We start from the raw sequence: 23,432 nt of genomic DNA on the forward strand, positions 1-23,432 counted from the left end.
TTTCACGCTTCGCAAGGAGGAAATCCGATGCACGGCAATTCCAAGGACGAGGCGTTGAAGGCGCTCGCCGCGAGGCGCTGGCGCGTGGCCGGCGCACTGACGGTGGCGATGCTGGTGGCCTACCTGGGCTTCATCCTGCTGGTGGCCTTCAACCGGCCGCTGATGGGGCACCAGTTCGTGCCGGGGCTGTCCGTCGGCATCGTGCTGGGGGCGCTCACCATCCTCTTCGCCTGGGTGCTGACGGGCGTCTACATGAGCTGGGCCAACAAGAAGTACGACAGCGCGCTCGACGAGCTGCGCCGCTGAGAGGCCAACCATGAATCCCACGACCGCGGGCACGCAGATTGGCCAGCCCAACACCACGGCCATCGTCTTCTTCCTCCTCTTCGTCAGCATCACGCTGGCCATCACCTACTGGGCGGCGCGCAAGACGAAGACGACGTCGGAGTTCTTCGCCGCCGGTGGCGGCATCAGCGCCGGACAGAATGGCTTCGCGCTGGCGGGCGACTTCATGAGCGCCGCCAGCTTCCTGGGCATCGCGGGGCTCGTGGCCACGTCCGGCTTCGACGGGCTCATCTACTCCGTGGGCTGGCTGGTGGGCTGGCCCGTGGTGACCTTCCTCATCGCGGAGCCCCTGCGCAACCTGGGCAAGTACACCTTCGCGGACGTGGTGGCCTACCGCCTGAAGCAGACCCCGGTGCGGCTGTCCGCCGCGGTGGGCACGCTCACCGTCGTCGTCTTCTATCTGATTGCCCAGATGGTGGGCGCGGGCAACCTCATCCGCCTGCTCTTCGGCCTCTCCTACGAGACGGCCGTCGTCATCGTGGGCGCGGTGATGATCCTCTACGTGCTGTTCGGCGGGATGATCGCCACCACGTGGGTTCAAATCGTGAAGGCGGTGCTGCTGCTGGGCGGCGCGACGGCGCTGGCGGTGGCGGTGCTGTGGCGGTTCGGGTTCAGCCCCATGGCGCTCTTCAGCGAGGCGGTGAACCGCTACGGGCCGGAGGCGCTGGCGCCGGGCAAGCTGGTGTCCAACCCGCTGGAGACCGTCTCCCTGGGCCTGGCGCTGATGTTCGGCACGGCGGGCCTGCCGCACATCCTGATGCGCTTCTACACGGTGCCCAACGCGAAGGCGGCGCGCACCAGCGTGTTCTACGCCACGGGCCTCATCGGCTTCTTCTACCTGGTGACGTTCATCCTGGGCTTCGGCGCGTCCGTGCTGGTGGGCCGTCAGGCCATCGTGGGCGTGGACAAGGGCGGCAACATGGCGGCGCCCATGCTGGCGGAGGTCGTGGGCGGCACGGGCTTTTTGGGCTTCATCTCCGCGGTGTCCTTCGCCACCATCCTCGCGGTGGTCGCGGGCCTGACGCTGTCGGGCGCGGCGGCGCTGTCCCACGACCTGTGGTCCAGCGTGGTGCGCAAGGGTCACGCCCCGGAGGCGGAGCAGCTCAAGGTGGCGCGCATCGCCAGCCTGGCGCTGGGCATCCTGGCCATCATCCTGGGCGTCGTCTTCAAGAACCAGAACGTGGCCTTCATGGTGGGCCTGGCGTTCGCCATCGCGGCGAGCGCGAACTTCCCCGCGCTGCTCCTGTCCATGCTGTGGAGGGGCTTCACCACCAAGGGCGCGGTGGCCAGCATGCTCACCGGGTCCATCAGCGCGGTGCTGCTCATCTTCCTGTCGCCCACGGTGCAGGTGGAGCTCCTGGGCAACGCGTCCGCCCTCTTCCCGCTGAAGAACCCGGGCATCGTCACCATCCCGCTGTCCTTCATCGTGGGCTGGGTGGTGTCGCTGCTGGCGCCGGAGACGGAGGCGGCGGCGCGGTTCGCGGAGGTGGAGCACCGCATGCACGTGGGCGCGCCGGTGACGCCGCCTCCGGTGACGGTGCCCACGGGCGTGGCGGGCACGGTGCCTCAGAAGGTTTGAAAGCTGCTCGGCGGTCCTTCACGGTTTCTTCCTCGGCGTGAAGGACAAGGCGGAACCCGGGAGTTTCCAAAGGGGCTCGGGTTCCGCCTTTCTTTTTCCCCCGTGACTACTTCCCGCGCGTGAGCGGGAGCACGTCGTTCACCAGGTGCACGAGCACCTTGCCGGGCTCCTCCTCGTGCACCATGTGCGCGGAGTCCTCGAACCAGACGAGCTTCTTCGACGGGACCTGGACGGTGGGGAACCAGGCCTCCAGGAGCTGCGCGGACACGGTGCGGTCGTGCCGGCCGTGGAAGAAGACGACGGGCACGGCGAAGCGGTTCTCCTTGGTGAGGTTCATCTGGTTGATGGGTCCCCAGAACCTCTCGAGGCTCAGGTCCAGGCCCGCGTCGCGCGCGTCCATGTCCTTGTCGGTGACGTCCGGGCTGTAGCGCCAGACCTGGGCGCCGTGCCAGTCCGGCGCGCGCCAGCCGTGGACCTCGTAGTACGAGCGCCAGCGGCGCTCCTTGTGCAGGTTGGCCAGCGTGCGCGCGGGGTCCTTGGGGTCCGGGAACGGAGCGATGGACTCCAGGTCCGCGATGGCCTTCTTGTTGCCATCCGCACGCGCGGCCTTGAGCGTGGCCTCGTAGCCCAGGACCTCGTTCCTCGGCACGTCCAACCCCTGACCGATGCCCACGTACGCGTCGAACCAGTCCGGGTGCTTCTGGACGAGCTTCACGCCCAGCAAGCTGCCCCAGCTGTGGCCCACGAGCACGATGCGCTTCTTGCCGTACGTCTTGCGCAGGTACGAGACCACCTCCTCCGCGTCCGCCACCATGCGGTCCACGGTCATGGTGGGCTTCACCTTGTCCACGGGCGTGAGGGCATACGTCTTCCCCGCGCCGCGCTGGTCCCAGTGCGCGACGGTGAAGTACTCCTCCCATTCGCCCTGGTAGAAGTACGCGGAGGGCAGCGCGGTGAAGCCCGGCCCGCCGTGCAGGAAGAGCAGCAGCGGGTTGTCCTTGTGGCGCCCGCGCACCGAAATCCACTGGTCGATGCCGCCAATGCGCACGGCCTCCGCCTTCTCGATGCCATCCGAGAGCACGCTGCGGCGGGCTTCGCGCATGACCTCCTGCGGCGTGGGCGGCGCTTTCTGCGCGGCGGCGGGGAGGGCCGTGAGCGACAGGCCCAGGCCGGACAGGGAGAGGATGACGCGCTTCGACGTGTCTTTCAGGGCTCGCATGCCCCTTGAACGGACGACCTTCGCGTCCATTGCCTGGACACGGGGTCAGGGATGGGCGCGCAGCCGCTCCTGGAGCGACCGCAGCGGCTCCTGGTCCACGCGGATGCGTCCTCGCATGGGGAGGTCCAGGTCCAGGAGCGTGAACATCACGGCGGTCAGGATGACCACGAACAGGGTCCAGGAGAGCAGCCCGCGCACCTGTGCCTCGGGCCGGTATCCCAACAGCACGCCGGAGCCGAGCATCCCGATGAGCAGCAGGACGAAGATGGTGGTCGGGATGAGGTTGTGGGCCGCCGCCATGCGCTCGTCGCCAACGTCGAACACGTCGTTCATCGCCTGGGTGACCAGGATGACCACGGGAGGCTCGATGTGGGGCGCCAGCGTCTCCAGCCGTGACCAGAGCTGCGTCTGGAGCAGGTCCGACTCCTGGAGCTTCTTCGCGAAGACGGCCGGCTCACTCGCGGCTTCGTGCCCCTCCAGGCGGAGGTCGGTGTAGCGGCGCAGCCAGGCGCGCATCTCGCCGCGCGAGGGCTCGGGAAGAAAGCCGATGCGCAGGTAGAGCGTGCCGATGGCGTTCGACTCCTGCACCACGAGGGCGCGGCGCATCGAGTACCGGTCCGCGGCCATGGAGAAGGAGAAGGCCAGCAGCAGCGCCACCAGGCCGAGCACCGACGCCTGGAGCGCCGACACGTCGCCGAGCCCCGGCTTCCGGTGACTGAGCCGGTAGCCCGTCTCCAGGCACAGGAAGAGCAGGCCCATCACCAGCAGGGCGAGCAGCCGCACGGGGATGCCGTCGAGGATTCGCATCATTCGCCGGAGCCGCTCCGTGCCATGGACAGGGCCGCCCGGAACGTCGGACCGGCACGCGCCCCTGGCAACGCGGCCTCCGGTCCAGGGGACTGGGACGCTGTTGAACGTTCCGCGAAGGATTGCGCCTAAGCTGCGCGGCCCGTGGACCGTCCCTCCGAACAGAGCCCCCCGAGCGGCTTTCGCGCCCGCCTGCACACGATCATCTTCGAAGCGGACACCCCCGCGGGGAAGGCATTCGACGTGGCCCTCCTGTGGGCCATCGTGTTCAGCGTGGCCGCGGTGATGCTGGAGAGCGTCGCGCAGGTGCGCGCGGGCCATGCCCACGTGCTGCACGTGGCCGAATGGGTCTTCACCATCCTCTTCGCGCTGGAGTACGTGCTGCGGCTCATCGCGGTGCGCCAGCCGCTGCACTACGCGCGCAGCTTCTTCGGCATCGTGGACCTGATGGCGCTGCTGCCGTCGTTCCTGAGCGTGCTGTTCCCCGGGGCGCAGACGCTGCTGGTCATCCGCGTGCTGCGCCTGCTGCGCGTCTTCCGCATCCTCAAGCTGGGCCACCTCCTGGGTCAGGCGGAGGTGCTGCTCACGGCGCTGCGCGCGAGCCGCCCGAAGATCATCGTCTTCCTGGGCACGGTCTTGAGCATCGACGTCATCATGGGCGCGGTCATGTACATGGTGGAGGGCGAGCAGCACGGCTTCGACAGCATCCCCCGCTCCATGTACTGGGCCATCGTGACGATGACGACGGTGGGCTTCGGGGACATCACGCCCAAGACGGTGACGGGGCAGTTCCTCGCGTCCATCCTGATGGTGATGGGCTACGGCATCATCGCGGTGCCCACGGGCATCGTGTCGGTGGAGCTCGCTGCCGCCACGCGTCAGCCGCTGAATACCCAGGCGTGTCCCGGTTGTGGCGCACAGGGTCATGACCTGGATGCGCGCTTTTGCAAACGCTGCGGCACGGCATTGGACTGGGCCCCCTCGCGGCCCACCGGGTGAATCTGTCTAGGATGGCCCGGCATGGCCCGCGCCATCGACACGCCCGAGCTGGACGAGGAGCTGCTGGTCCACCAGTTCCCCGGCATCAACCGCAAGGCGGTGGGCGCGTTCTACACGCCCGCGCCCATCGTGGAGCGCACGCTCGCGCTCGCGCTGGCGCACCTGGGTGACGGGCCGCTCACGGTGGTGGACCCGGCCTGTGGCGCGGGGGCCTTCCTCGCCGCCGCCGCGCGACACCGTCCGGACGCGAGGCTGTGCGGCCTGGAGCTGGATGAAGGCGTCGCCCACCTGTGCCAGGCCCGCGTGCCGGGCGCGGACGTGCGCGTGGGGGACGCGCTGAGGGGTGGACTGGAGCCGCTGCTCGCGGGAACGCCGGAGGGGCACGCGGAGTTATGGGTGGGCAACCCGCCCTACAACGGCACGTCCGCGGTGCTGAAGGACGCGGCCTGCTACGCGCGGCTGCGAGCCCTGGTGCCGCTGGCGATGCCGCCGGGCACGAGCCTCCGGGACGACTTCGCGTTCTTCCTCCTCGTGGCCATGAAGCGGCTGACGGCCCGGCCGGGAGTGCTGGCCTTCATCACGCCCGCGAGCCTGCTGGAGTCGTTCATCTACGCGCCGCTGCGCCACGCGCTGCTGCAAGCGCTCCACCTGCGCGAGGTCGTGGACCTGGGCCCGGGCATCTTCACGGGCACCCAGGTGCGCACGTGCATCACGGTGTGGACGTCGCGATCCGGCTTGGACGCCTCCGCGCCCCGCTACGAGCACAAGGGAAAGGGCCAGTGCTTCACGCCCGAGGCTCCCGAGTGGCGGCTCTCCCCCATCGCGCAGGAGGCCGCCGCGCTGGACGCGGACTGGCGGGCGCGCGGCGAGCTGCTCACCACGCTCATCCCGGTGAGCCTGCCCGGGGTGAAGACGCGCTTCGATGAGCTGCTGGTGGACGCGGACCCGGAGCGGCTGCTCGCGCGCCTGCGGGCCTTCTGCGCCGCGACGCAGGACACGCTGGAGGACTTCGCGCGGGAGCACGGGTTGGAGCCCGCGCTGTTGCCCAAGCTGCGCGCGCTGAAGCAGGGGCCGGCGCTGGAGGTGGACACACGCCACGTGCGCCCGTTCTTCCGCTACGGCGGCGCGAGGCACCGGGGCGCGGTGCCGCCCGAGGCGAAGGCGTTCTGCTACCTGGACCGGCGGCTGGTTCCGCGCGGGGACCACCGGCTGCGCGGTCCGTATGATCCGCACGAGGAGGCGGTGAAGCTCCTGTTCAACGTACGCGAGCTGCCCCTGTCGGCGGCGCTGTTGGAGGAGCCCGGCTGCGTGCACGACCACCGCCACGCGCGGTTCGCGCCGCTGTACGTGCCTCAGCGGATCCGCGACGAAGGCCTGGGCATCACCCGGGGCGCCAGGTCCCGCGAGTCCCTGGGCCCGCTGGTGCCGAACCTGTCGCCCCGGGGGAGCGCGTGGGCGGAAGGCCTGGGCGGGCCGGAGGCGGCGTTCCGCGCGGTGATGCGCTTCCTGAACGGGACCCAGGTGCAGCGCGTCTGGGCGCCCGCGTTCGGAGCGTCCCGGGTGGTGCCGGTGCCGCTGGAGGGCCCGCTGCCGGAGTGATGACTCCCCATCACCGGATGCATGCGGGGGTGGACATTCTCCAGCGAGCGGGGTGTGCGGCGGGTAGTGTGGCCCGCGTTGGGTAACCCCATCCCTGGAGTTTTCAAGACATGACGATCCGTTCCCTGCTGGTTGCCACCGCCCTCCTCTCCACGCCCGCCCTGGCCCAGGACGCCGGGACGCCGGCTCCCGCGGACGCGGGCACGAAGCCCGCCATCAAGAAGGGCGAGACGGTGAAGGCGATGCTGAAGGACGCCCAGGGCAAGGACGTGGGCGAGGTGACGCTGGAGCAGGCGCCCAAGGGCGTGCTGGTGAAGGGCTCGCTGATGAACCTGCCCGCGGGCGAGCACGCCTTCCACATCCACGAGACGGGCAAGTGCGAGGCGCCGGAGTTCAAGACGGCGGGCGGCCACTTCAACCCGACGAAGAAGCAGCATGGCGCGCTGTCGCCCAAGGGCCAGCACGCGGGTGACCTGCCGAACCTCTACGTCCCCCAGGACGGCAAGGTGCAGTTCGACGTCTTCATCGCCGACCTGAAGGTGAAGTCGCTGCTCGACAAGGACGGCTCCGCCGTCATGGTCCACGCGAAGCTGGACGACTACCGCACCGACCCGACCGGCGACGCCGGCGGCCGCATCGCCTGCGGCGTGGTGGAGAAGTCGGAGTAGTCACCGCGTCACGGCCGATGCCTGTTCATCAGGCATCGGCCTGTCATCCCACCGGGCTGCTGGCTACACGTACCCGAACCGCCGCCGCGCGAACCACTCCGCGCCGAGCAGCGCGATGAGCGCCACCAGGTAGTACCAGCGGTCCCACAGCGGCTGGTCCTTCGCGCGCCCCACCTCCACCACCGGCGGATCCAACAGCGGCACGTCCGGCATCCCGTCCTGCGGCAGCTTGTACGCCTTGCCCTCCGTGACGCTGGCGATCTGCTCCATCAGCGTGGGCCGCACCGACGCGTCCGACAGCTCCGGGCCCACCGCGCGCACCGCCACCGCGTCCTCGCCCTTGCCCAGGTCCGCCTCGCCCTTCTTCGCGGACGCGAGCAGCTTGTACGGACCCGGCGCCGGCGGCGCGAACTCCAGCCGCACCACGCCGTCCGCTCCCGCCGTGCCCGTCTGCACCGCCACCGGCTTCTGCGTCGCCACGGAGAACAGCTCCACCCGCACCTGCGCGCCCTCCGCCGGCTGGTAGTCCGCCATCCGCGCCTGCACCAGCACGCCCACCGGACGCCCCGGCTCCACCGACGGCGGATCCGCCGTCACCTTCAGCGTCGTCAGGTCCGGGTCCCGCACCAGCCAGCGCAGCGCATTGCCCCAGAAGCGGTCATACGCCCGGCTCGGCGAGCCGTCCCGGTGCGCCGTGAACGCCCATGACCACGTCGCGTCCGTCGCCACCACCATCGCCCGGCCCCGCCCGTAGTCCCACACCGACACGAGCGGCGCGTTCTTCCCGTCCACCGTCATGAACGGGTGGTCCATCAGCACCGTCGCCCCCGGCCGCGCCCGCGTCAGGTTCGCGCCCGGAATGGGCAACAGCTCGCCCCACGCGCCCTCCGTGCTCGCCGCGCCCGTGCCAATGGACGTCACCGGATGCCGCAGGCCCTCCGGCGTGAGGCGCGGCTTGAACGGGTCCGCGTTCGCGGGGCCCGCCGCCTCCACCGGCAGCGCCTCCATCAGCGTGGGCATCGACGCGCGCCCTTCGCCCAGCACGCTGTCGCCGCCAATCATCACGAACGCGCCACCCTCGTGGATGTAGCGCTCCAGGTTGCGCTCGTACTCCGCGATGGACAGCGAAGGGTCCGAGTAACCGAAGTTCTGGAAGATGACGACGTCGAACGTGTGCAGCTTCGTGTCGAAGATCTCCTCCATGGGGAACGGGATGAGCGACAGCTCCCGCTCGTTCGACACGCCCGGGTCATCCGACAGCGTGCGCAGGATGTAGAACGACACCAGGTCCACGTTCGCGTCCTGCTTGAGCAGTCCGCGCAGGAAGCGCTCGTCCCACGACGGCCGCCCCACCACCAGCAGCACGCGCACGCGGTCGCGAATCACCTTCAGCGTGAACGAGCGGCTGTTGTTGTCGCTCACCGCTTCATCCGGGAACGTGGGCACCGTCACCGTGTAGACGAAGCGCCCCGTCTGGTCCGGCGTGAAGGTGAAGGACACCGGCTTCACGTCGTCGCCGGTGGTCATCTTCACCAGCTTGCTCGCCACCGTCTTGCCCTCCTGGCTCAAGACGACGGGGATGTCCTGCCCGGAGAACCCGCGCCCGTGGATCTCCACCTCCACCGTCAGCGAGTTGCGCACGAAGGCGAAGTCATCCACCTTCAGCCCCTCCACCGACAAATCCTTCAGCGCCTCCTGGCCCACCAGGAACGTGGACACCGGCACGCCCAGGTCCGTGAGCGCGGCTCTCGCCCGGCCCACCGCCCCGGCCTTCAATTCCGCGTTGTCCGCGCCGTCGCTGAACAGCAGCACGCCGGACAGCTTGCGCGCCCCCTGCCCTCCGGACGCCGCGGACCGCAGCGCCGCGAGCAGGTCCGTCGTGCCCGCCCGCGCGGGCTCCTGGGCCAGCTGCGCGGCCGTCACCGGAGAGAGCTCCGGGTCGACTCCGTACACCTCCACCGTGAAGCGGTCCTGCCAGGACGCGAACGTGGGCGCCGCCTTCTCCAGGAACGCCGCCACCTGCGCGCTGCGCGTGGGCCCGCCCGGCTCCGACGGGAAGTTCATGGACGCCGAGCGGTCCACCAGCACCGCCACCCGGTTCTTCATCCGCGCCACCTGCAGGTGCCGGATGCCGGGCTCCAACAGGAAGAAGAACGCCGCCACGCCCGCGCCGATGCGCAGGCCCCACAGGAGCAGCTTGCGGCCCCGGGACGGCTCGCGGCGCACGCCCCACGCCGCCAGCCCGATGCCCAGCACCAGCCCCACGCCCAGCAGCACCAGCGCCCAGACGGGCAGCGGCGACAGGCTGACGAGCTTCCACGCGTTGAAGGACGGGGAGTTCATTCGAGGGTTCGCGCGAGGAAACGCACTCTCAGCGCCGCTTGTTGAGGATGAGGGGCAGGTGCACCGCGTCGTCCTTGTAGTCCAGACAGAGCGCGTACATGCACAGGTTGATGCCCAGCCGGATGGCCAGCTCGCGCTGCGGCTCGCCGCCCGGGGACACGTCGAACTCGTAGTCGCCGGACTCGCTGCGGCTCCACGCGCCCGCCACGTCGTTCTGCGAATAGATGACCGCCGCGCGCTTGCCCACGCTCGCCACCAGCGGCAGCGGCTTGTGCAGCAGGCGCCCCGGCGCCGCGTCCAGCAGGAAGAAGGACTTGAAGACGACGTGCGTCCCTGGCGCCTCCTTCAGCGGGCTCTGCGGCAGCACGCGCGCCATCTCCCGGCGGAAGCTGGCGTCGAAGCCGTCCCCGTCGCTGCCGTCGTTGGCGTCCCCGAACACGAAGCCGCCGTACGTCAGGTAGCGGCGCAGGTTGGACACCTCCGCGTCGCTCAGCGCCGGGAAGGGCCCGTCCCCGCCGAAGTAGAGGAACGGGTACTCGAAGAGGTCCGGGCTGTTCAGCGCGAACGGGCGCGCGTCCGGCACCACCTCCACGGACGTGCGCCGCTGCAGCTCCCACGCGAGCCGGCGCAGTCCGGACAGCCGGCCGTCCCAGCGGCCTCCATGCCGGGCCACGGCGGGGATGAAGCGGCTCTTCTCACCGAACGCGGCCGCACGCCGGGACAGCAGCGGGACGAGCGCGGACGTGGCGAGCAGGAGGTTTCGACGGGAGAGGGACCGCACAGGCATGGGGACCTGCTTATACCGTCGGCGGGTGCCTGCATTCCCTGGTATAGACGCGCCCCATGGCGAAAGGCGGACAGACGCCCCCGGAGCCCGGCTCTGAACACGTGCGCGCCGCCTGGGCCCGCAAGGACGCCGGTGACGTGGCCGGCGCCCGGCGGGAAGCGCAGCGCATCCTCGCGAACAACCCTTCCCCGGAAGACCGCGAACGCGCGGAAGACCTGCTGCGCGCCACCGAAACGCCCCGCGCCCTCTACGGTTACGCGCTCCTGGGGGCCGTCATCCTGGCGGTGCTGCTGGGGCTCGCCTTGACCCGCTATTCCTGACGGCCACAGCCGCTAGGATGGCGCGTCATGGAAGGTTTCCTCCAGGCGCTCAAGTCGTACCAGACCTTCAACCCCTCCGGCTGGGTGGGCATCTACCGGCTGCTGCCCATGTGGGTGGGCGTCGTGGTCGCGCTCGTGGGGTTGGTGTTGCTGCTCGCGGGCGGCGGCAAGCTGTTCCGCGTCGTGGCGGGCCCGGTGGGCGCGGTGCTGGGCCTGGTGTGGACGGGCGCCGTCACCCAGCGGCTGGACCTGGGAGACCTGGATCCGCGCCTGCCCACCCTGGTGGCCGCGGCGCTGATGGCGCTGGGCTTCCTCTTCCCGCCCGCCGTCACCTTCGTGGGCGTGGGCGTGCCGCTGGGGCTCCTGGCGGGCCAGATCGCCGGCCCCGCGGACTTCCTGCTCGGCTTCGGGCCGGGCTTCATCATCGGCGGTCTGGTGGGCGCCTTCCTCCACCGGCAGGTGAGCGGCATCGTCGCGTCGGTGGTGGGCGCGTGGCTGCTGGTGATTGGCGCGCTCGCGGCGCTGCACCAGTTCGGCGGCGTGGTGGAGGCGGTGGCCAGCCGCCCCTGGGGCGTCATCATCGCCGCGCTCCTCTTCGCCCTGGCGGGCAGTGTCTACCAGCTGGCCGTGCGCCCCTCGCCGGAGGAGTCGGATCAACAGAAGGCGGAGAAGCAGCGGCTCAAGCAGCGCCTGGCGGAACAGCAGGCGCTCGAGAAGCGCTGGGGGGTCAAGTAACCCCTGTCCCGGCAATCCTTTACGCCGGGGGGGCCGGGGCGTAGATTCCGCCGGCTTTCCCCCTCCCCTTCCTCGAGCATCGATGGGCCAGGCCAGCCGCAAGGACAAGGACACGCAGAAGCAGGAAGGGTCGCCCCCGGCGGCCTCCGTCCCGTCTTCCCCGGACGCCGCCCAGCCCGCCGTGCCCCATGAGGGGTGGCGCAAGCCCGCCGGCATGAGCCGCAAGGGGTGGGCCGTCCTCGCGGGCGCCATCGCCTTCATCCAGCTCCCGCTCATCCACTACGCGCTCTTCCGGGGCCAGGCGGACGTCACCGCGACGGTGCCCTACCAGCAGTCGTTCAACGACCCGGCCGTCGTCTCGCGCGACTTCTTCTCCACCGGCGCCTACTGGCGCGTGACGAACGGGGAGCTCCTGGGTCCCGCGCCCAAGAACAACCCGCTGTGGCTCCAGGCCGCGCTGCCGGACGACGTGGCGGTGGAGTTCGACGTGCGCCCCGAGTACCCCGAGGGCGACATCCGCGTGGAGCTGTTCGGCAACGGCCGCGACCCGGCGTCCGGCTACGTGCTGGTGCAGGGCGGATGGAACAACAGCCTGTCCGTCCTCGCCCGGAAGGACATCAACGCCCCCGCGCTGGACGCGCTCCAGCGCAAGGCCGCGCGCATCGCGGAGAAGGGCGGCGGCCAGGGCGCGGACCTCGTCGCCACCGGCGTCTTCAAGAAGGACACCCGGGTGCGCGTGGAGTCCCGCGTGGGCGCCCCCATCCAGTCCGGCCGCACGTACCACTGGCGCATCGAGCGGCGTGGCAACGTGCTCAAGTGGGCCATCGACGGGCAGCTGGTCGCGGAGCTGGACGACCCGTTCCCCCTGAAGGGCAAGGGCCAGGACCGGATGGGCCTGTCCGGCTGGGAGTCGCAGCTGTTCTTCGACAACCTGCGCGTGGGCACGCCGGACTCCATGCCCGCCACCATGGTGGCGAAGCAGGAGCCCACCCTGCCCCCGGGCCCCTCCGAGGACGACTTCAACCGCGACACCCTGGGTGACGCGTGGAACGTCACGAACCCCGCCGCCGTGAAAATCGAGGACGGGGCGCTGGTGGTGCAGAACCTGGGCAACCGCCCGGTGTGGCTGAAGAAGCCCATCCCGGAGAACGCCGTCATCGAGTTCGACGCCTGGGGTGACAGCCCCGAAGGCGACATGAAGGTGGAGGCGTGGGGCGACGGCCGCTCCTTCTACGCGGGTGACCCGCGCCTGCAGTACACCGCCACCGGCTACGTCTTCATCTTCGGCGGCTGGCGCAACACCCAGTCCATCATCGCGCGCCAGCACGAGCACACCAACGACCGCGCCGTGCGCGACGGCGCCGCGGTGGTGCCCGGCCAGCGCTACCACTTCAGAATCACCCGGCGGGACGGACTCCTGTCGTGGGAAGTGGACGGCAAGCCCTTCCTCACCCTCCAGGACGCGTCCCCGCTCTACGGCCCCCGGAACCAGTACTTCGGGTTCTCCGGCTGGCAGACGCGCGTCCACTTCGACAACCTCAAGATCCAGCCGCTGTAGCCTTCCCCCGGGCGGCGGAGGAAACACCCGTGCGCAGAGTCGGAATCTTCGGCTGGGGCGTGGTTGCCCCGCGTTCCCCCAACATCGAGGCCTTCGCGAAGAACCTCGCGTCGTCCGAGACCTGGCTGACCCCCTTCAACGGCTTCGGTCCGGACAACTTCCTCGTCGGCACGCCCGAGTTCGACCTGGCGGCCTACAAGCCGTGGATCGACGCGCGTTTCCCCGCCAACCGCTTCTCCCAGTTGGAGCGGAAGATGGGGCAGCCCACGCAGTACGCCATCGGCGCGTTCATCCAGTCGCTGGCGCAGAACCCGGGCATCGAGAAGGAGCTCCAGGAGCTGGGCACCCGGGCCCACGTCTACGTGGGCACCGGCCTGGGCGACCTGCCCACCATCCAGCACATCTCCCTGGACCTCTACCGCGCCCAGCGCCGGTGGGACCGCTTCTGGGCCTCCCCCGAGCGCAACGGCGCCCTGCGCCAGTGGCGTGAGACGCGCGAGCCGCTGCCCGGCCTGCCCCCGGAGCCCTCCACCATCGAGGAGGTGGAGCGCGACAAGGCGGAGGACGACTGGTGGCACTTCTGGGCCGGCCGCTCCCCGGAGCTGCGCGAGTACCTGGAGGAGCTGCGCGAGATTGAAGCCATTGGCGTGCCCGACGAGGGCGACGTGGAGTCCGCCAAGCTGGCCGTCATCAAGGAGAAGCGCACGCGCAACGGGCGCCTGCAGAAGAAGTGGAACGCGCCCGAGCCGCCGTGGAACGCCGTGTCCTCCAACGTGCTGTGGAACATCCACAACACACCCGCGTCCCAGGTGTCCATGCTCGGCCAGATTACGGGCATGACGTTCGCGCCGGTGGCCGCGTGCTCGTCCTTCGGCTACGGCCTGAAGCTGGCCATGAACGCCATCCGCCTGGGCGAGGCGAAGGCCGTCGTCCTGGGCATGACGGACGCGGCGCCCAACCCGCTGGTGGTGGGCGGCTTCTACAACGCGCGCGTCATCTCCGCGGACGCCGCCGTGTCCAAGCCCCTCACCGCGCTGCGCGGCACGCACATCGCCGGAGGCGCGGTGGTGTGGGTGGTGGGCGACTACGAGCACTTCACGCAGAAGGGCTTCAAGGCGCTGGGCCTGGAGCCCGTGGCCGTGGGCGTCACCGCGGACGCGGACCACATCATCACCCCGTCCAAGGAAGGCCCCACCCTGGCCATCCGCGAGGCGCTGGGCGCCGCGGGTTGCCAGCCCCAGGACGTGGGCAGTTGGGACCTGCACGCCACCGCCACCCCGGGCGACTTCCTGGAGGTGCAGAACCTGCGCGACGTGCTGCCGGAGTCCGTCTTGATTACGGCGCGCAAGGGCACCTTCGGCCACGGCATGTCCGCGGGCGGCGGCTGGGAGCTCACCGCGCAGTACCTGGGCGCGGAAGCCGGCAAGGTGTACCCCACGCCGCTCTCCGCCCCGGAGCTCAACAAGCAGATCGCCAAGGTGCACGGCCGCTTCGTCTTCAATGAAGAGGTGGCGGCGCCCGAGGGGTGCTCGGGCAAGCTGTCCATGGGCGTGGGCGGCATCAACGCCTGCGTCATCTCCCGGCCCTGGAAGTAGCGCCGGGAGGCGCGGCGGTTTCCGCGAAGGGCCCTACGGGTACTTCGCGGACGCCTCGGCCTCCAGGGCCGTGGCTCCCTTCGGGTTGAGCTTGCGGAAGAACTCCAGCTCCAGGTCCAGGTCGCGGTAGCTGGCCTTCTGCGCCGGCGCCACGCCGCTGGTGCTTCGGCCCACGCCGTTCTCGTCCGCCAGGCCGCCGGTGGCCGCGCTGCCGGTGCCCTTGTCGGTGGCGTAGCTGACGCCCACGGACTGCTGCACGCGGTCGGTGCGCAGCGCGCGCAGCACGGCCCGGCCGTCCGCCAGCGTCACGCCTTCGATGAGGTAGCGCGTGGAGGACGTGGGCCCCAGCGTGCCGCCGCCGGAGTCCAGCCACTCCGTCTCCAGCACGAACTGGTTGGGCAGCTCGCGCCACGAATAGCCGCGCTCATCCATGATGGCCTTCACCTCCGGCCACAGCTGCGCGAGCGGCTGCTCGTAGGCGGCGGTGGCCGCGCGGTCGCGGATGTAGTTGTCGCGCTGGTGGCCGGCACAACCGGAGAAGAGGACGGCGGACAGGGTCAGGGCCCACAACGGGGCCGCGCGAAGCAGGTGGCGCATGGGGGACAACCTCCCGGACGGGAAGCAGTGGGGTGTGGAGGCCGCCCATTCTAGCGCGGCCCCTTCGCACCCCGCGCCCCCACCCTTCCCCACCGCGTCAGCCCTTGGGCACCGCCACCATGTCGAAGTCCGGAATGCGTTCACGCATGAACTCACGCATCCGGTTGATGAGGGCCGCCTCAATCTGCCGGGCGCGCTCGCGGCTGACGCCGTACTTGTCACCGATGTCCTGGAGCGTGAGCGGCTCGTCCGCGGTGAGGCGGTGCTCGAAGATGTAGCGCTCCTTGCCCTCCAGCGTCTGGGCGAAGGCGTTGAGGTTCTCCCGGAAGAGGGCCTTGAGCTGCTCACTGCCCAGGCGCTCGTCGGCGGGCACCGCGCTGGACGGCAGGTAGCGGTCCGCCCGCGTGGCGCCCGAGTCCCCATCGTTGCCCAGCGGCGCGTCGAGGGACATCTCGTCGTGCCCCAGCCGCTGGTCCATCTCCACCACGTCCTGCTCGGTGACGTTGAGCCGCTCCGCCAACAGGCGCGGGCTGGCCTCGAAGCCCTGGGCGACGAGCTTCTCCTGCTCCTGGCGCAGCTTGAAGAAGAGCTTCCGCTGGGCCTCGGTGGTCCCCAGCTTCACCATCTTCCAGTTGTCCATGATGTAGCGAAGGATGTACGCGCGGATCCACCAGGCGGCGTAGGAGCTGAGCTTCACGCCCCGGTCCGGGTCGTACTTCTTCACCGCCTGCATCAGCCCGATGTTCCCCTCCTGCACCAGGTCCAGCAGGGACAGGGGGTTGCGGTGATACTCGTGGGCCAGTTTCACCACGAGTCTCAGGTTGGAGGCCACCAGGCGGTAGGCCGCCCGCACGTCCCCCGTGGACTGGTACTCCTTGGCCAGCCGGTGCTCCTCCTCCCGGGTGAGCAGGGGGTGCTTCGTCACCTCGGCCATGTAGGCCTGGAGCGGGTCCCGATTGGTGAGGGCGCTGGTGCCCTCCGCGCGCACCAGGGCCGCGGGCCGGGCGGCGCGGGCCGGAGACGGCGTCTCCTCGATTTCCGCCTCCGCTTCGTTCAGTTCCGCCAGGTCCGGCTCCAGGGCGTCCGGGTCCTGGGCGGTCTCCTCCACCTCTTCCTCGGGGGTTTCCGGGGCGGTCTCCCGGGCGGTCCCCGGTCGGGCGGAGGCCGCGGGGCGCTTCGCGCGGGGCCGGGGGGCGGCCGGACCATTGGTTCTCTTCCTCCCATTCGCCATGCGCGCTCCATACCCCAAAGTGCCGCGATTGTTGCCAGAGGGTAATGCAGGGGCTATGCCCATGCCCGATGAGCGACATCCAAGAGCCCACGCCGGGAGCCCCGGCGCCTGACGAAGCCTCGACGCGTCCCGCCGAATACATCGCGGACGTCAGCTTCGACGAAATGAACCTCTCCGAGCCCCTCCGCCGTGCACTGGCGGAGCGCGGCTACACCAGTCCCACCCCCGTCCAGGCCAAGGCCTTCGGCCCCGCGATGGCGGGCAAGGACCTCATCGTCCGCAGCAAGACGGGCACGGGCAAGACGGCCGCCTTCGGCCTGCCCCTGCTGGAGAAGATCCCCGCGGACGAGAAGCGCGTACGCGCCCTCATCCTCTGCCCCACGCGCGAACTGGCGCTCCAGGTGGCGGAGGAGCTCACCACCCTGGCCAAGTACAAGGGCGTGAAGGTGGCGGCCATCTACGGCGGCGCCTCCATGAAGCAGCAGGAGGACGCGCTGGAAGAGGGCACGCCCATCATCGTGGGCACCCCGGGCCGCGTCTTCGACCACATCAACCGCGGCAACCTCAAGCTGGACGGCTGCGACCACGCCGTGCTGGACGAAGCCGACGAGATGCTGAACCAGGGCTTCTACGAGGAAGTGACACGCATCCTCGACCGCCTCCCGAAGACGCGCCAGGTGCTGCTCTTCAGCGCCACCGTCCCCACGGACATCCAGAACCTCATCGCGCGCTACACGACGAACGCGGAGACGCTGCTGTTGTCCGGCGACGTCTTCACGGTGGAGCACATCCACCACATCCGCTACGACGTGTCGGATCAGTTCCCCAAGCCGCGCAACCTCATCTACGTGCTGGAGAAGGAGGAGCCCTCCAACGCCATCATCTTCTGCAACACGCGGGATGACACGGCGCTGGTGACCGCGGTGCTCAACCGCAACGGCTTCGACGCGGAATTGCTCAACGGAGACCTGCCGCAGAAGGAGCGCGAGCGGGTGATGGGCAAGGTGAAGCGCGGCGAGGTGGCCTTCATGGTCGCCACGGACATCGCGGCGCGCGGCATCGACATCTCCGGGCTGGAGTACGTCATCAACTACTCCCTGCCGGAGGACCCCGCCGTCTACCTGCACCGCGTGGGCCGCACGGGCCGCATCGGCAACAAGGGCACGGCCATCAACCTCTTCTCCGGGCGCGAGCTGGCGACGTTCACCGTGCTGGAGAAGAAGTTCGGCATCAAGTTCGAGATGCGCGAGATGCCCGCGCCCGAAGAGGCCATGCACCTGTGGACCGAGCGCCACGTGCGTGAGCTGCGCGAGGGCATGGGCTCCAGCATCTTCGAGGGCTTCCTGCCCCTGGCCTCTCAGCTCAAGCAGCGCCCGGACGCGGACGACCTCATCGCCTTCCTCATCAAGTACTACTTCAGCCGCCTGCGCATGGAGAAGGCCCAGGCCGCCGGTGAGGTGGAGAAGCGCGAGCCGGCTCCGGAGCGCAAGCCCACGGAGCGCCGGGGCAAGGACCGCGAGCGCGACCGGGAGCGTCCCCGCCGCGAGGACCGGGGCGAGCGCACCGAGCGTCCGCGTCGTGACGAGCACCCGGACCGCGAGCGCCGTCCGCGCCGTGACGAGCGCCGCGAGGACCGCGGTGAGCGCCGGGGTGCGGGTTCCGCCGCGCTGGAGGCAGGCCCGGGCGAGACGAAGCTCTGGGTGAACCTGGGCACCGCGGATGGCCTGGGGCCGGGCAGCATCGCCACGGCCATGGAGGAGGCGGGCGCGCCGGTGGGCAAGCTGGTGCGCGCGGAATTGCGCCCCACGTTCGCGTACGTCTTCGTGGCCGAGGACGACTCCGCGGGCTTCGAGGCGCTCAACGGCAAGCAGCACGGCGGCAAGACGCTGCGCGTGGAGAAGAGCAAGCCACGCAGCGAGCGCGACACCACCAGCACCCGCCCGCCCCCGTCCCCGGACGCGGGCCCCGGCGAGGTGAAGCTCTGGGTGAACCTGGGCTCGGATGACGGCATGGACGAGGCGAAGCTGCCCGCCACGCTGGAGTCCCTGGGTGCCCCGGCCGGCAAGGTCATCAAGGCCCTCACCCGCCCCACCTACGGCTACGTCTACGTGCCGGAAGCGGACGCCGCGGGCTTCGAGTCGCTCAACGGCAAGGCGCACAACGAGAAGCCGCTGAAGCTGGAGCGGCACCGTCCGCGCGGCCAGCGTGAAGAGCGCCGCCCCCGTCACGAGGCGCTGCCGGACCTCCCCGGACAGGCGCGCCTGTGGGTGGGCCTGGGCCGCCAGGAGGGCCTGGACGAGGCGGGCGTCACCGCCGCGCTGGAGGCCGCGGGCGCTCCGGCGGGCAAGGTGCTGCGCACCGACCTGCGCCCCACGTACGCGTACGTCTTCGTCGCGGAGGAGGACGTGGCGGGCTTCGAGGCCACCCACGGCAAGCCCCACGGCGAGGGCAAGACGCTCAAGGTGGAGCGCGCCAAGCGCAAGTAGTTGTTCCGTGCCTTGGGGGGCTCACGGCTCCCTCAAGGCTCCGGAGCCGCCTTCTTCCTGCGGGCCCGGTGGTAGTGCGCCACGCACAGCCCCCGGGCCAGCACGGGCCGGCCGCACTCCGGTGAAGCGCAGGCCGCGCTGGCCTCCTTCGCCGGAGGCGCCGGAGCGCCCGGCCCGCCGCTGAACATCGCCTCCGCCACGGCCAGCAGGCGGTCCACGTCGTCCCGCCCCAGCTTCTTCAGCCGCACCCACTCCACCAGCCGATGAGCCCCCGCGTCCTCCGCGTCCTCCAGCCGGAACAGCTCCCCCAGCGGCAGCTCCAGCGCGGCCGCGACCTGGAGGAGCGTGTCGTAGCTGGGGTTGCGCTCGCCGCGCTCCAGCAGGGACACGAAGCTCACGGAGATGTCGCACCGGGCGGCGAAGTCCTCCTGGGTGAGGCCCCGGCGCTCGCGCAACGTGCGGATCCGCCGCGCCAGTCCCTGCAGGGACGAACCGGCGTCGCTGTCGTCCGGGGAGTGGGGGCGCATGGACGCACCCATCGTAGCGCACCGCTTCTGTTAAGGTTTTCCGTCTGTCCCCAGGAGTGAAGCCCACCATGAACGCCGTCGACGGCACCAACTACTACTTCCGCAAGGCCGCGCGGGTGATGGACGTGGGCACGCCCATCGAGACGCTCCTGGCCACGCCCCTGCGCGAGGTGAAGGTGCAGGTGTCCATCGAGATGGACTCCGGCGAGATCCGCACGTTCCTGGGCTACCGCATCCAGCACGACAACAGCCGCGGCCCCATGAAGGGCGGCCTGCGCTACCACCCCGCCCTGGACCAGGACGAGTGCGTGTCGCTCGCGTCGCTGATGACGTGGAAGACCGCCGTGGTGAACGTGCCCTACGGCGGCGCCAAGGGCGGCGTGGCGTGCGACCCCTCGCAGATGAGCCTCAAGGAAGTGGAGCGGCTCACGCGCAAGTTCGTGGATCAGATTCAGGACGTCATCGGGCCCACGCGGGACATCCCCGCGCCGGACGTCAACACCAACCCCCAGGTGATGGCCTGGGTGATGGACCAGTACTCGCGCTACCACGGGCACTCCCCGGCGGTGGTGACGGGCAAGCCCCTGGAGCTGTACGGCTCCAAGGGCCGCGAGGCCGCCACCGGGCGCGGCCTGCTCTACGTGTGCCGTGAAATCCTGCGCGACCTGGGCATGCCGGTGAAGGGCACGCGCTTCGCCATCCAGGGCTTCGGCAACGTGGGCAGCCACATCGCGCAGCTCATCTGGGGCGACGGCGGCGTGGTGGTGGCCGCGTCCGACGTGCTGGGCGGCATGTACAACCCCATGGGCCTGGACGTGCCTTCCCTCTTCGAGCACGTGAAGCGCACCGGCACCGTGACGGGCTTCAGCGGCGGCACGCCGTGCCGCAACGAGGACGTGCTCGCGGCGGACTGCGAAGTCCTCATCCCCGCGGCCCTGGGCCACGTGCTCACCCGCGACAACGCCAACAGCGTGCGCGCGCGCCTGGTGGTGGAGGGCGCCAACGGCCCCACCCAGCCGGAGGCGGACGACATCCTGGAGAAGCGCGGCATCTTCGTGGTGCCGGACATCCTGGCCAGCGCGGGCGGCGTGACGGTGAGCTACCTGGAGTGGGTGCAGAACCTCCAGCACGTCTCCTGGGAGGAGGACCGCGTCAACGCGGAGCTGGAGAAGACGATGAAGGAGGCCTACGACCGGGTGGCGCAGATTGCACGGTCTCGTAAGGTTTCCATGCGGACGGCCGCTTACATCCTGGCCATTGGCCGGGTGGGCAAGGCCACGGTGCTGCGCGGCATCTGACGCACCCCGCCGCGCACGCGGGCAGGCAGGCGTGGGGCTCCGGGCCGCTTCCGTGCGGGCCGCGCTTCCGCTACACGGCCGCCCATGATGGTCACCCTGCAGGACATCCAGGCGGCGCGCGAACGGATCCGCACCGCGCTGCGCCCCACGCCGTGCCCCGCGTCGGACTACTTCACGGAGAAGACCGACTGCGCGGTGGTGTACTTCAAGCTGGAGAACCTCCAGCGCACCGGCGCCTTCAAGGAGCGCGGCGCGCTCAACAAGCTGCTGACGCTGACGGAAGAGGAGAAGCGCCGAGGCGTCATCGCGGCCTCCGCCGGCAACCACGCGCAGGGCGTGGCGTACCACGCGCGCCGGCTGGGCATCCGCGCCACCATCGTGATGCCGGAGCGCACGCCGCTGATCAAGGTCACGCGCACGCGTGATGACTACGGCGCGCGCGTGGTGCTCAAGGGCGCCAACTACGACGAGGCCTACGCGGAGGCCCTGCGCATCCAGGCCGCGGAGAACCTGGTCTTCGTGCACCCCTTCAACGACCCGCACGTCATCGCGGGCCAGGGCACGCTCGCGCTGGAGCTGCTGGAGCAGTGCCCGGACCTGGAGCTGGTGGTGGTGCCGGTGGGCGGAGGCGGGCTCATCTCCGGCGTGGCCGTGGCCCTGAAGGAGACCAACCCGCGCATCCAGGTGGTGGGCGTGCAGGCCTCCACCATCGCCAGCATGAAGGCGTCGCTCGATGCCGGGAAGCGCACGGAGCTCACGAACGCGGGCACCACCATCGCGGACGGCATCGCGGTGAAGGTGCCGGGGGAGCTCACCTTCGAGCACGTGCGCAAGTACGTGGACGCGATGGTGACGGTGGACGAGGAGGAGATCGCCGCCGCCATCCTGATGATGCTGGAGCAGGAGAAGTCGGTGGCGGAGGGCGCGGGCGCGGCGGGGCTGGCGGCGCTCGTCAACGGCCGGATTCCCCAGGCGAAGGGCAAGCGCGTCGCCATCATCGTGGGCGGCGGCAACATCGACATGAACGTCATCAGCCGCATCATCGAGCGGGGCCTCGTGAAGGCGGGCCGCCTGGTGCAGTTGGAGGTCCGGCTGCCGGACCGGCCCGGCATGCTCGCGCGGCTCACCACGCAGATCGCGGAGATGCGCGCCAACGTGGTGGACCTGCACCACGACCGCGCCTTCTCCAAGGCGGGCCTGGGCGAGGCCACGGTGGAGGTGATGCTGGAGACCACCGGGCACGCGCACATCCAGGAGCTGATGTCCGCGCTGGAGTCCCAGGGCTGGCAGGTCGCCCGGACGTAGGGCGGGGAGGCTTGCGCGGGCGCTCGGGGCTTCGGCGATACTCCGGAAACCCATGAACACGCCCCTCATCGCCCTGCTGCTCCTCGCCGCCGCTCCTCCCGCGCAGAAGGCGAAGGAGCTGGCCGCCCACAAGGAGTGGGAGGAGCTGTACCTCGCGTTCGCCGCCGCGGATCCGGCCTCCTATCCGGAGGCGCAGCGGCCCTCCGTGGCGGCCCCGCTGCTCAAGGGCTGCGAGGCGCTGCTCGCGGAGGACGCGGTGATGGCGTACTCGCTGGGCGAGCGCGCCGTGGCCTTCCAGGAGACGGCGGGCGGCCTGCGCTGCCTGGCGAAGTCCGCGCTGAAAACGGATCAGCGGGCCGCCGCGGAGGAGGCGCTGAAGAAGGGCCTGGCCACCTTCCCCAAGGACGGCGCGTTCGCGCTGGAGCTGGGCAGGTTGCAGTTGCAGGACAAGGACTCGGCGGGGGCGCTGGCCACGTTGCAGCAGGTGCCCGCGAAGTCGAAGGAGGCCGCGGAGGCGAAGAAGCTGATGCAGCAGGCGCGCGCGCAGGTGTCGGAGGAAGGCGCCGCGCGGCGCGAGGCGGAGCGCCTGGAGCTGCGGATGAACGGCGAGCCCGGTCCGGGGGACACGCGCCAGGCGAAGGGCTCGGGAGGCGGGAGCGTCCAGACCGCGAGCCTGAGCTACGAGTCCGGCGTGGGCAAGGACGGCATGCGCGTGCGCCAGAACAGCCGCTTCGCCATCCGCTACTTCAACAGCGACCGGGACTTCGGCCAGCGCGCGGAGTACGAGGGCAAGGTCGTGTCCGCGCTCGACGAGGCCTATGACTTCACCCAGCGGACCCTGGGGAAGGCCCGCGAGCGGCAGCTGAACGTGGTGCTCTACACGCGCGACGAGTTCGCCACGCACATGGGCGCCCGGTACGCGAACGCGGTCGCCGGCCTGTACTCCGAGGACGCCATCCGCATGAACGACGCGGCGGAGCTGACGCAGGCGACAAAGGCCACGCTGGTCCACGAGTACGTGCACGCGGCGTTGGACGAAATCAGCCCGCGCGGCGGCGGCGCCCTGCCCCGCTGGTTCAACGAGGGCCTGGCCGAGTACATCGAGTGGCGCTACCTGGGGCTGGATGGCCCCCCGCGCCACCTGCGCGACGTGATGAAGGTCCAGGCGAAGCAGGGGCGGCTGCCGAAGCTGTCGGACATGGACCAGCAGGCGCCCATCTCCATGTCCCAGCCGGAAGTCGCCTATGGAACATCCGCCATGGCGGTGCGGGAGCTGGTGCGGCTGGGGGGCCAGGAGAAGCTCCTGGACTTCATCCAGAAGGCGGGTCAGGCCGACTCCTTCCAGGAGGCCCTGAAGGCCACCTACGAGAAGGACTTCGCCGGCCTGGACCAGGCGGTGCGTGCCGCCCTCTCGGGGAGGTAGCGGCCGGTCGG

The 23,432-nt window shown here is 70.4% G+C and carries 20 protein-coding genes; 13 read left to right on the forward strand and 7 right to left on the reverse strand.

Features of this window, described 5'->3' with window-relative positions; all coding sequences use genetic code 11:
- Positions 1-27 precede the first annotated feature (27 nt).
- Positions 28-306 (forward strand): DUF485 domain-containing protein, encoded by a 279-nt coding sequence (locus tag ACX114_RS31875; RefSeq protein ID WP_120549906.1) that lies wholly within the window; start codon positions 28-30, stop codon positions 304-306.
- 10 nt (positions 307-316) lie between these two features.
- The gene (locus ACX114_RS31880; RefSeq protein WP_459290819.1) at positions 317-1,924 is read left to right on the forward strand and encodes a sodium:solute symporter family transporter; all 1,608 of its coding nucleotides are present in this window, start codon (positions 317-319) and stop codon (positions 1,922-1,924) included.
- A gap of 106 nt (positions 1,925-2,030) precedes the next feature.
- Here ACX114_RS31880 and ACX114_RS31885 read toward each other — a convergent pair whose 3' ends face one another.
- Positions 2,031-3,143: an alpha/beta fold hydrolase gene (locus ACX114_RS31885; protein ID WP_459290821.1), complete on the reverse strand. Its 1,113-nt coding sequence runs from the start codon at positions 3,141-3,143 to the stop codon at positions 2,031-2,033.
- 45 nt (positions 3,144-3,188) lie between these two features.
- Positions 3,189-3,953 carry a bestrophin-like domain gene (locus ACX114_RS31890; protein ID WP_459290823.1) on the reverse strand — a complete coding sequence of 255 codons (765 nt, stop codon included), beginning with the start codon at positions 3,951-3,953 and terminating at the stop codon, positions 3,189-3,191.
- A gap of 141 nt (positions 3,954-4,094) precedes the next feature.
- On the opposite strand from ACX114_RS31890, the gene ACX114_RS31895 reads away from it, so the two are divergent.
- The 3 genes from ACX114_RS31895 (at position 4,095) to ACX114_RS31905 (ending at position 7,216) form a co-directional block, all read left to right on the forward strand.
- Positions 4,095-4,949 (forward strand): ion transporter, encoded by an 855-nt coding sequence (locus tag ACX114_RS31895; protein ID WP_459290825.1) that lies wholly within the window; start codon positions 4,095-4,097, stop codon positions 4,947-4,949.
- Between the two features lie 21 nt (positions 4,950-4,970).
- On the forward strand, positions 4,971-6,548 hold the full coding sequence (locus tag ACX114_RS31900) for an N-6 DNA methylase (protein WP_459290827.1): 1,578 nt from the start codon (positions 4,971-4,973) through the stop codon (positions 6,546-6,548).
- 110 nt (positions 6,549-6,658) lie between these two features.
- Complete coding sequence (locus ACX114_RS31905; protein WP_459290830.1) at positions 6,659-7,216, forward strand: superoxide dismutase family protein; 558 nt, start codon at positions 6,659-6,661, stop codon at positions 7,214-7,216.
- A 63-nt stretch (positions 7,217-7,279) separates the two neighbouring features.
- On the opposite strand, the gene ACX114_RS31910 is transcribed toward ACX114_RS31905, so the two are convergent.
- Positions 7,280-9,559, reverse strand: a complete 2,280-nt coding sequence (locus ACX114_RS31910; protein WP_459290832.1) for a glutamine amidotransferase — start codon at positions 9,557-9,559, stop codon at positions 7,280-7,282.
- Between the two features lie 28 nt (positions 9,560-9,587).
- A complete protein-coding gene (locus ACX114_RS31915; RefSeq protein WP_459290834.1) occupies positions 9,588-10,346 on the reverse strand; it encodes a DUF4159 domain-containing protein in 759 nt (252 codons plus the stop codon).
- A gap of 56 nt (positions 10,347-10,402) precedes the next feature.
- Between ACX114_RS31915 and ACX114_RS31920 the strand changes: the two genes are divergently transcribed.
- The 4 genes from ACX114_RS31920 (at position 10,403) to ACX114_RS31935 (ending at position 14,554) form a co-directional block, all read left to right on the forward strand.
- The gene (locus ACX114_RS31920; RefSeq protein WP_459290836.1) at positions 10,403-10,666 is read left to right on the forward strand and encodes a molecular chaperone DnaJ; all 264 of its coding nucleotides are present in this window, start codon (positions 10,403-10,405) and stop codon (positions 10,664-10,666) included.
- 27 nt (positions 10,667-10,693) lie between these two features.
- Positions 10,694-11,401: a hypothetical protein gene (locus ACX114_RS31925; protein ID WP_459290838.1), complete on the forward strand. Its 708-nt coding sequence runs from the start codon at positions 10,694-10,696 to the stop codon at positions 11,399-11,401.
- An 82-nt stretch (positions 11,402-11,483) separates the two neighbouring features.
- Entirely contained in the window at positions 11,484-12,959 is a 1,476-nt protein-coding gene (locus ACX114_RS31930) for a DUF6250 domain-containing protein (protein WP_459290840.1), read from the forward strand.
- A 29-nt stretch (positions 12,960-12,988) separates the two neighbouring features.
- On the forward strand, positions 12,989-14,554 hold the full coding sequence (locus ACX114_RS31935) for a beta-ketoacyl synthase N-terminal-like domain-containing protein (RefSeq protein ID WP_459290842.1): 1,566 nt from the start codon (positions 12,989-12,991) through the stop codon (positions 14,552-14,554).
- 33 nt (positions 14,555-14,587) lie between these two features.
- On the opposite strand, the gene ACX114_RS31940 is transcribed toward ACX114_RS31935, so the two are convergent.
- Complete coding sequence (locus tag ACX114_RS31940) at positions 14,588-15,151, reverse strand: hypothetical protein (protein WP_459290844.1); 564 nt, start codon at positions 15,149-15,151, stop codon at positions 14,588-14,590.
- 97 nt (positions 15,152-15,248) lie between these two features.
- Complete coding sequence (locus ACX114_RS31945) at positions 15,249-16,382, reverse strand: sigma-70 family RNA polymerase sigma factor (RefSeq protein ID WP_459290846.1); 1,134 nt, start codon at positions 16,380-16,382, stop codon at positions 15,249-15,251.
- Positions 16,383-16,450: 68 nt separating this feature from the next.
- Here ACX114_RS31945 and ACX114_RS31950 point away from each other — a divergent pair, with 68 nt between their 5' ends.
- A complete protein-coding gene (locus tag ACX114_RS31950; protein ID WP_459290848.1) occupies positions 16,451-18,868 on the forward strand; it encodes a DEAD/DEAH box helicase in 2,418 nt (805 codons plus the stop codon).
- A gap of 32 nt (positions 18,869-18,900) precedes the next feature.
- On the opposite strand, the gene ACX114_RS31955 is transcribed toward ACX114_RS31950, so the two are convergent.
- Positions 18,901-19,395, reverse strand: coding sequence for a helix-turn-helix domain-containing protein (locus ACX114_RS31955; protein WP_459290850.1), 495 nt, complete (start codon positions 19,393-19,395; stop codon positions 18,901-18,903).
- Positions 19,396-19,463: 68 nt separating this feature from the next.
- Between ACX114_RS31955 and ACX114_RS31960 the strand changes: the two genes are divergently transcribed.
- The 3 genes from ACX114_RS31960 to ACX114_RS31970 all read left to right on the forward strand — a co-directional run bounded on the left by ACX114_RS31960 (position 19,464) and on the right by ACX114_RS31970 (position 23,421).
- A complete protein-coding gene (locus ACX114_RS31960) occupies positions 19,464-20,693 on the forward strand; it encodes a Glu/Leu/Phe/Val family dehydrogenase (protein WP_459290852.1) in 1,230 nt (409 codons plus the stop codon).
- A gap of 87 nt (positions 20,694-20,780) precedes the next feature.
- Complete coding sequence (locus ACX114_RS31965) at positions 20,781-21,998, forward strand: threonine ammonia-lyase (RefSeq protein WP_459300332.1); 1,218 nt, start codon at positions 20,781-20,783, stop codon at positions 21,996-21,998.
- A 52-nt stretch (positions 21,999-22,050) separates the two neighbouring features.
- Complete coding sequence (locus tag ACX114_RS31970; protein WP_459290854.1) at positions 22,051-23,421, forward strand: peptidase MA family metallohydrolase; 1,371 nt, start codon at positions 22,051-22,053, stop codon at positions 23,419-23,421.
- Positions 23,422-23,432 lie beyond the last annotated feature (11 nt).

The organism is Corallococcus sp. M7 (assembly GCF_054512695.1).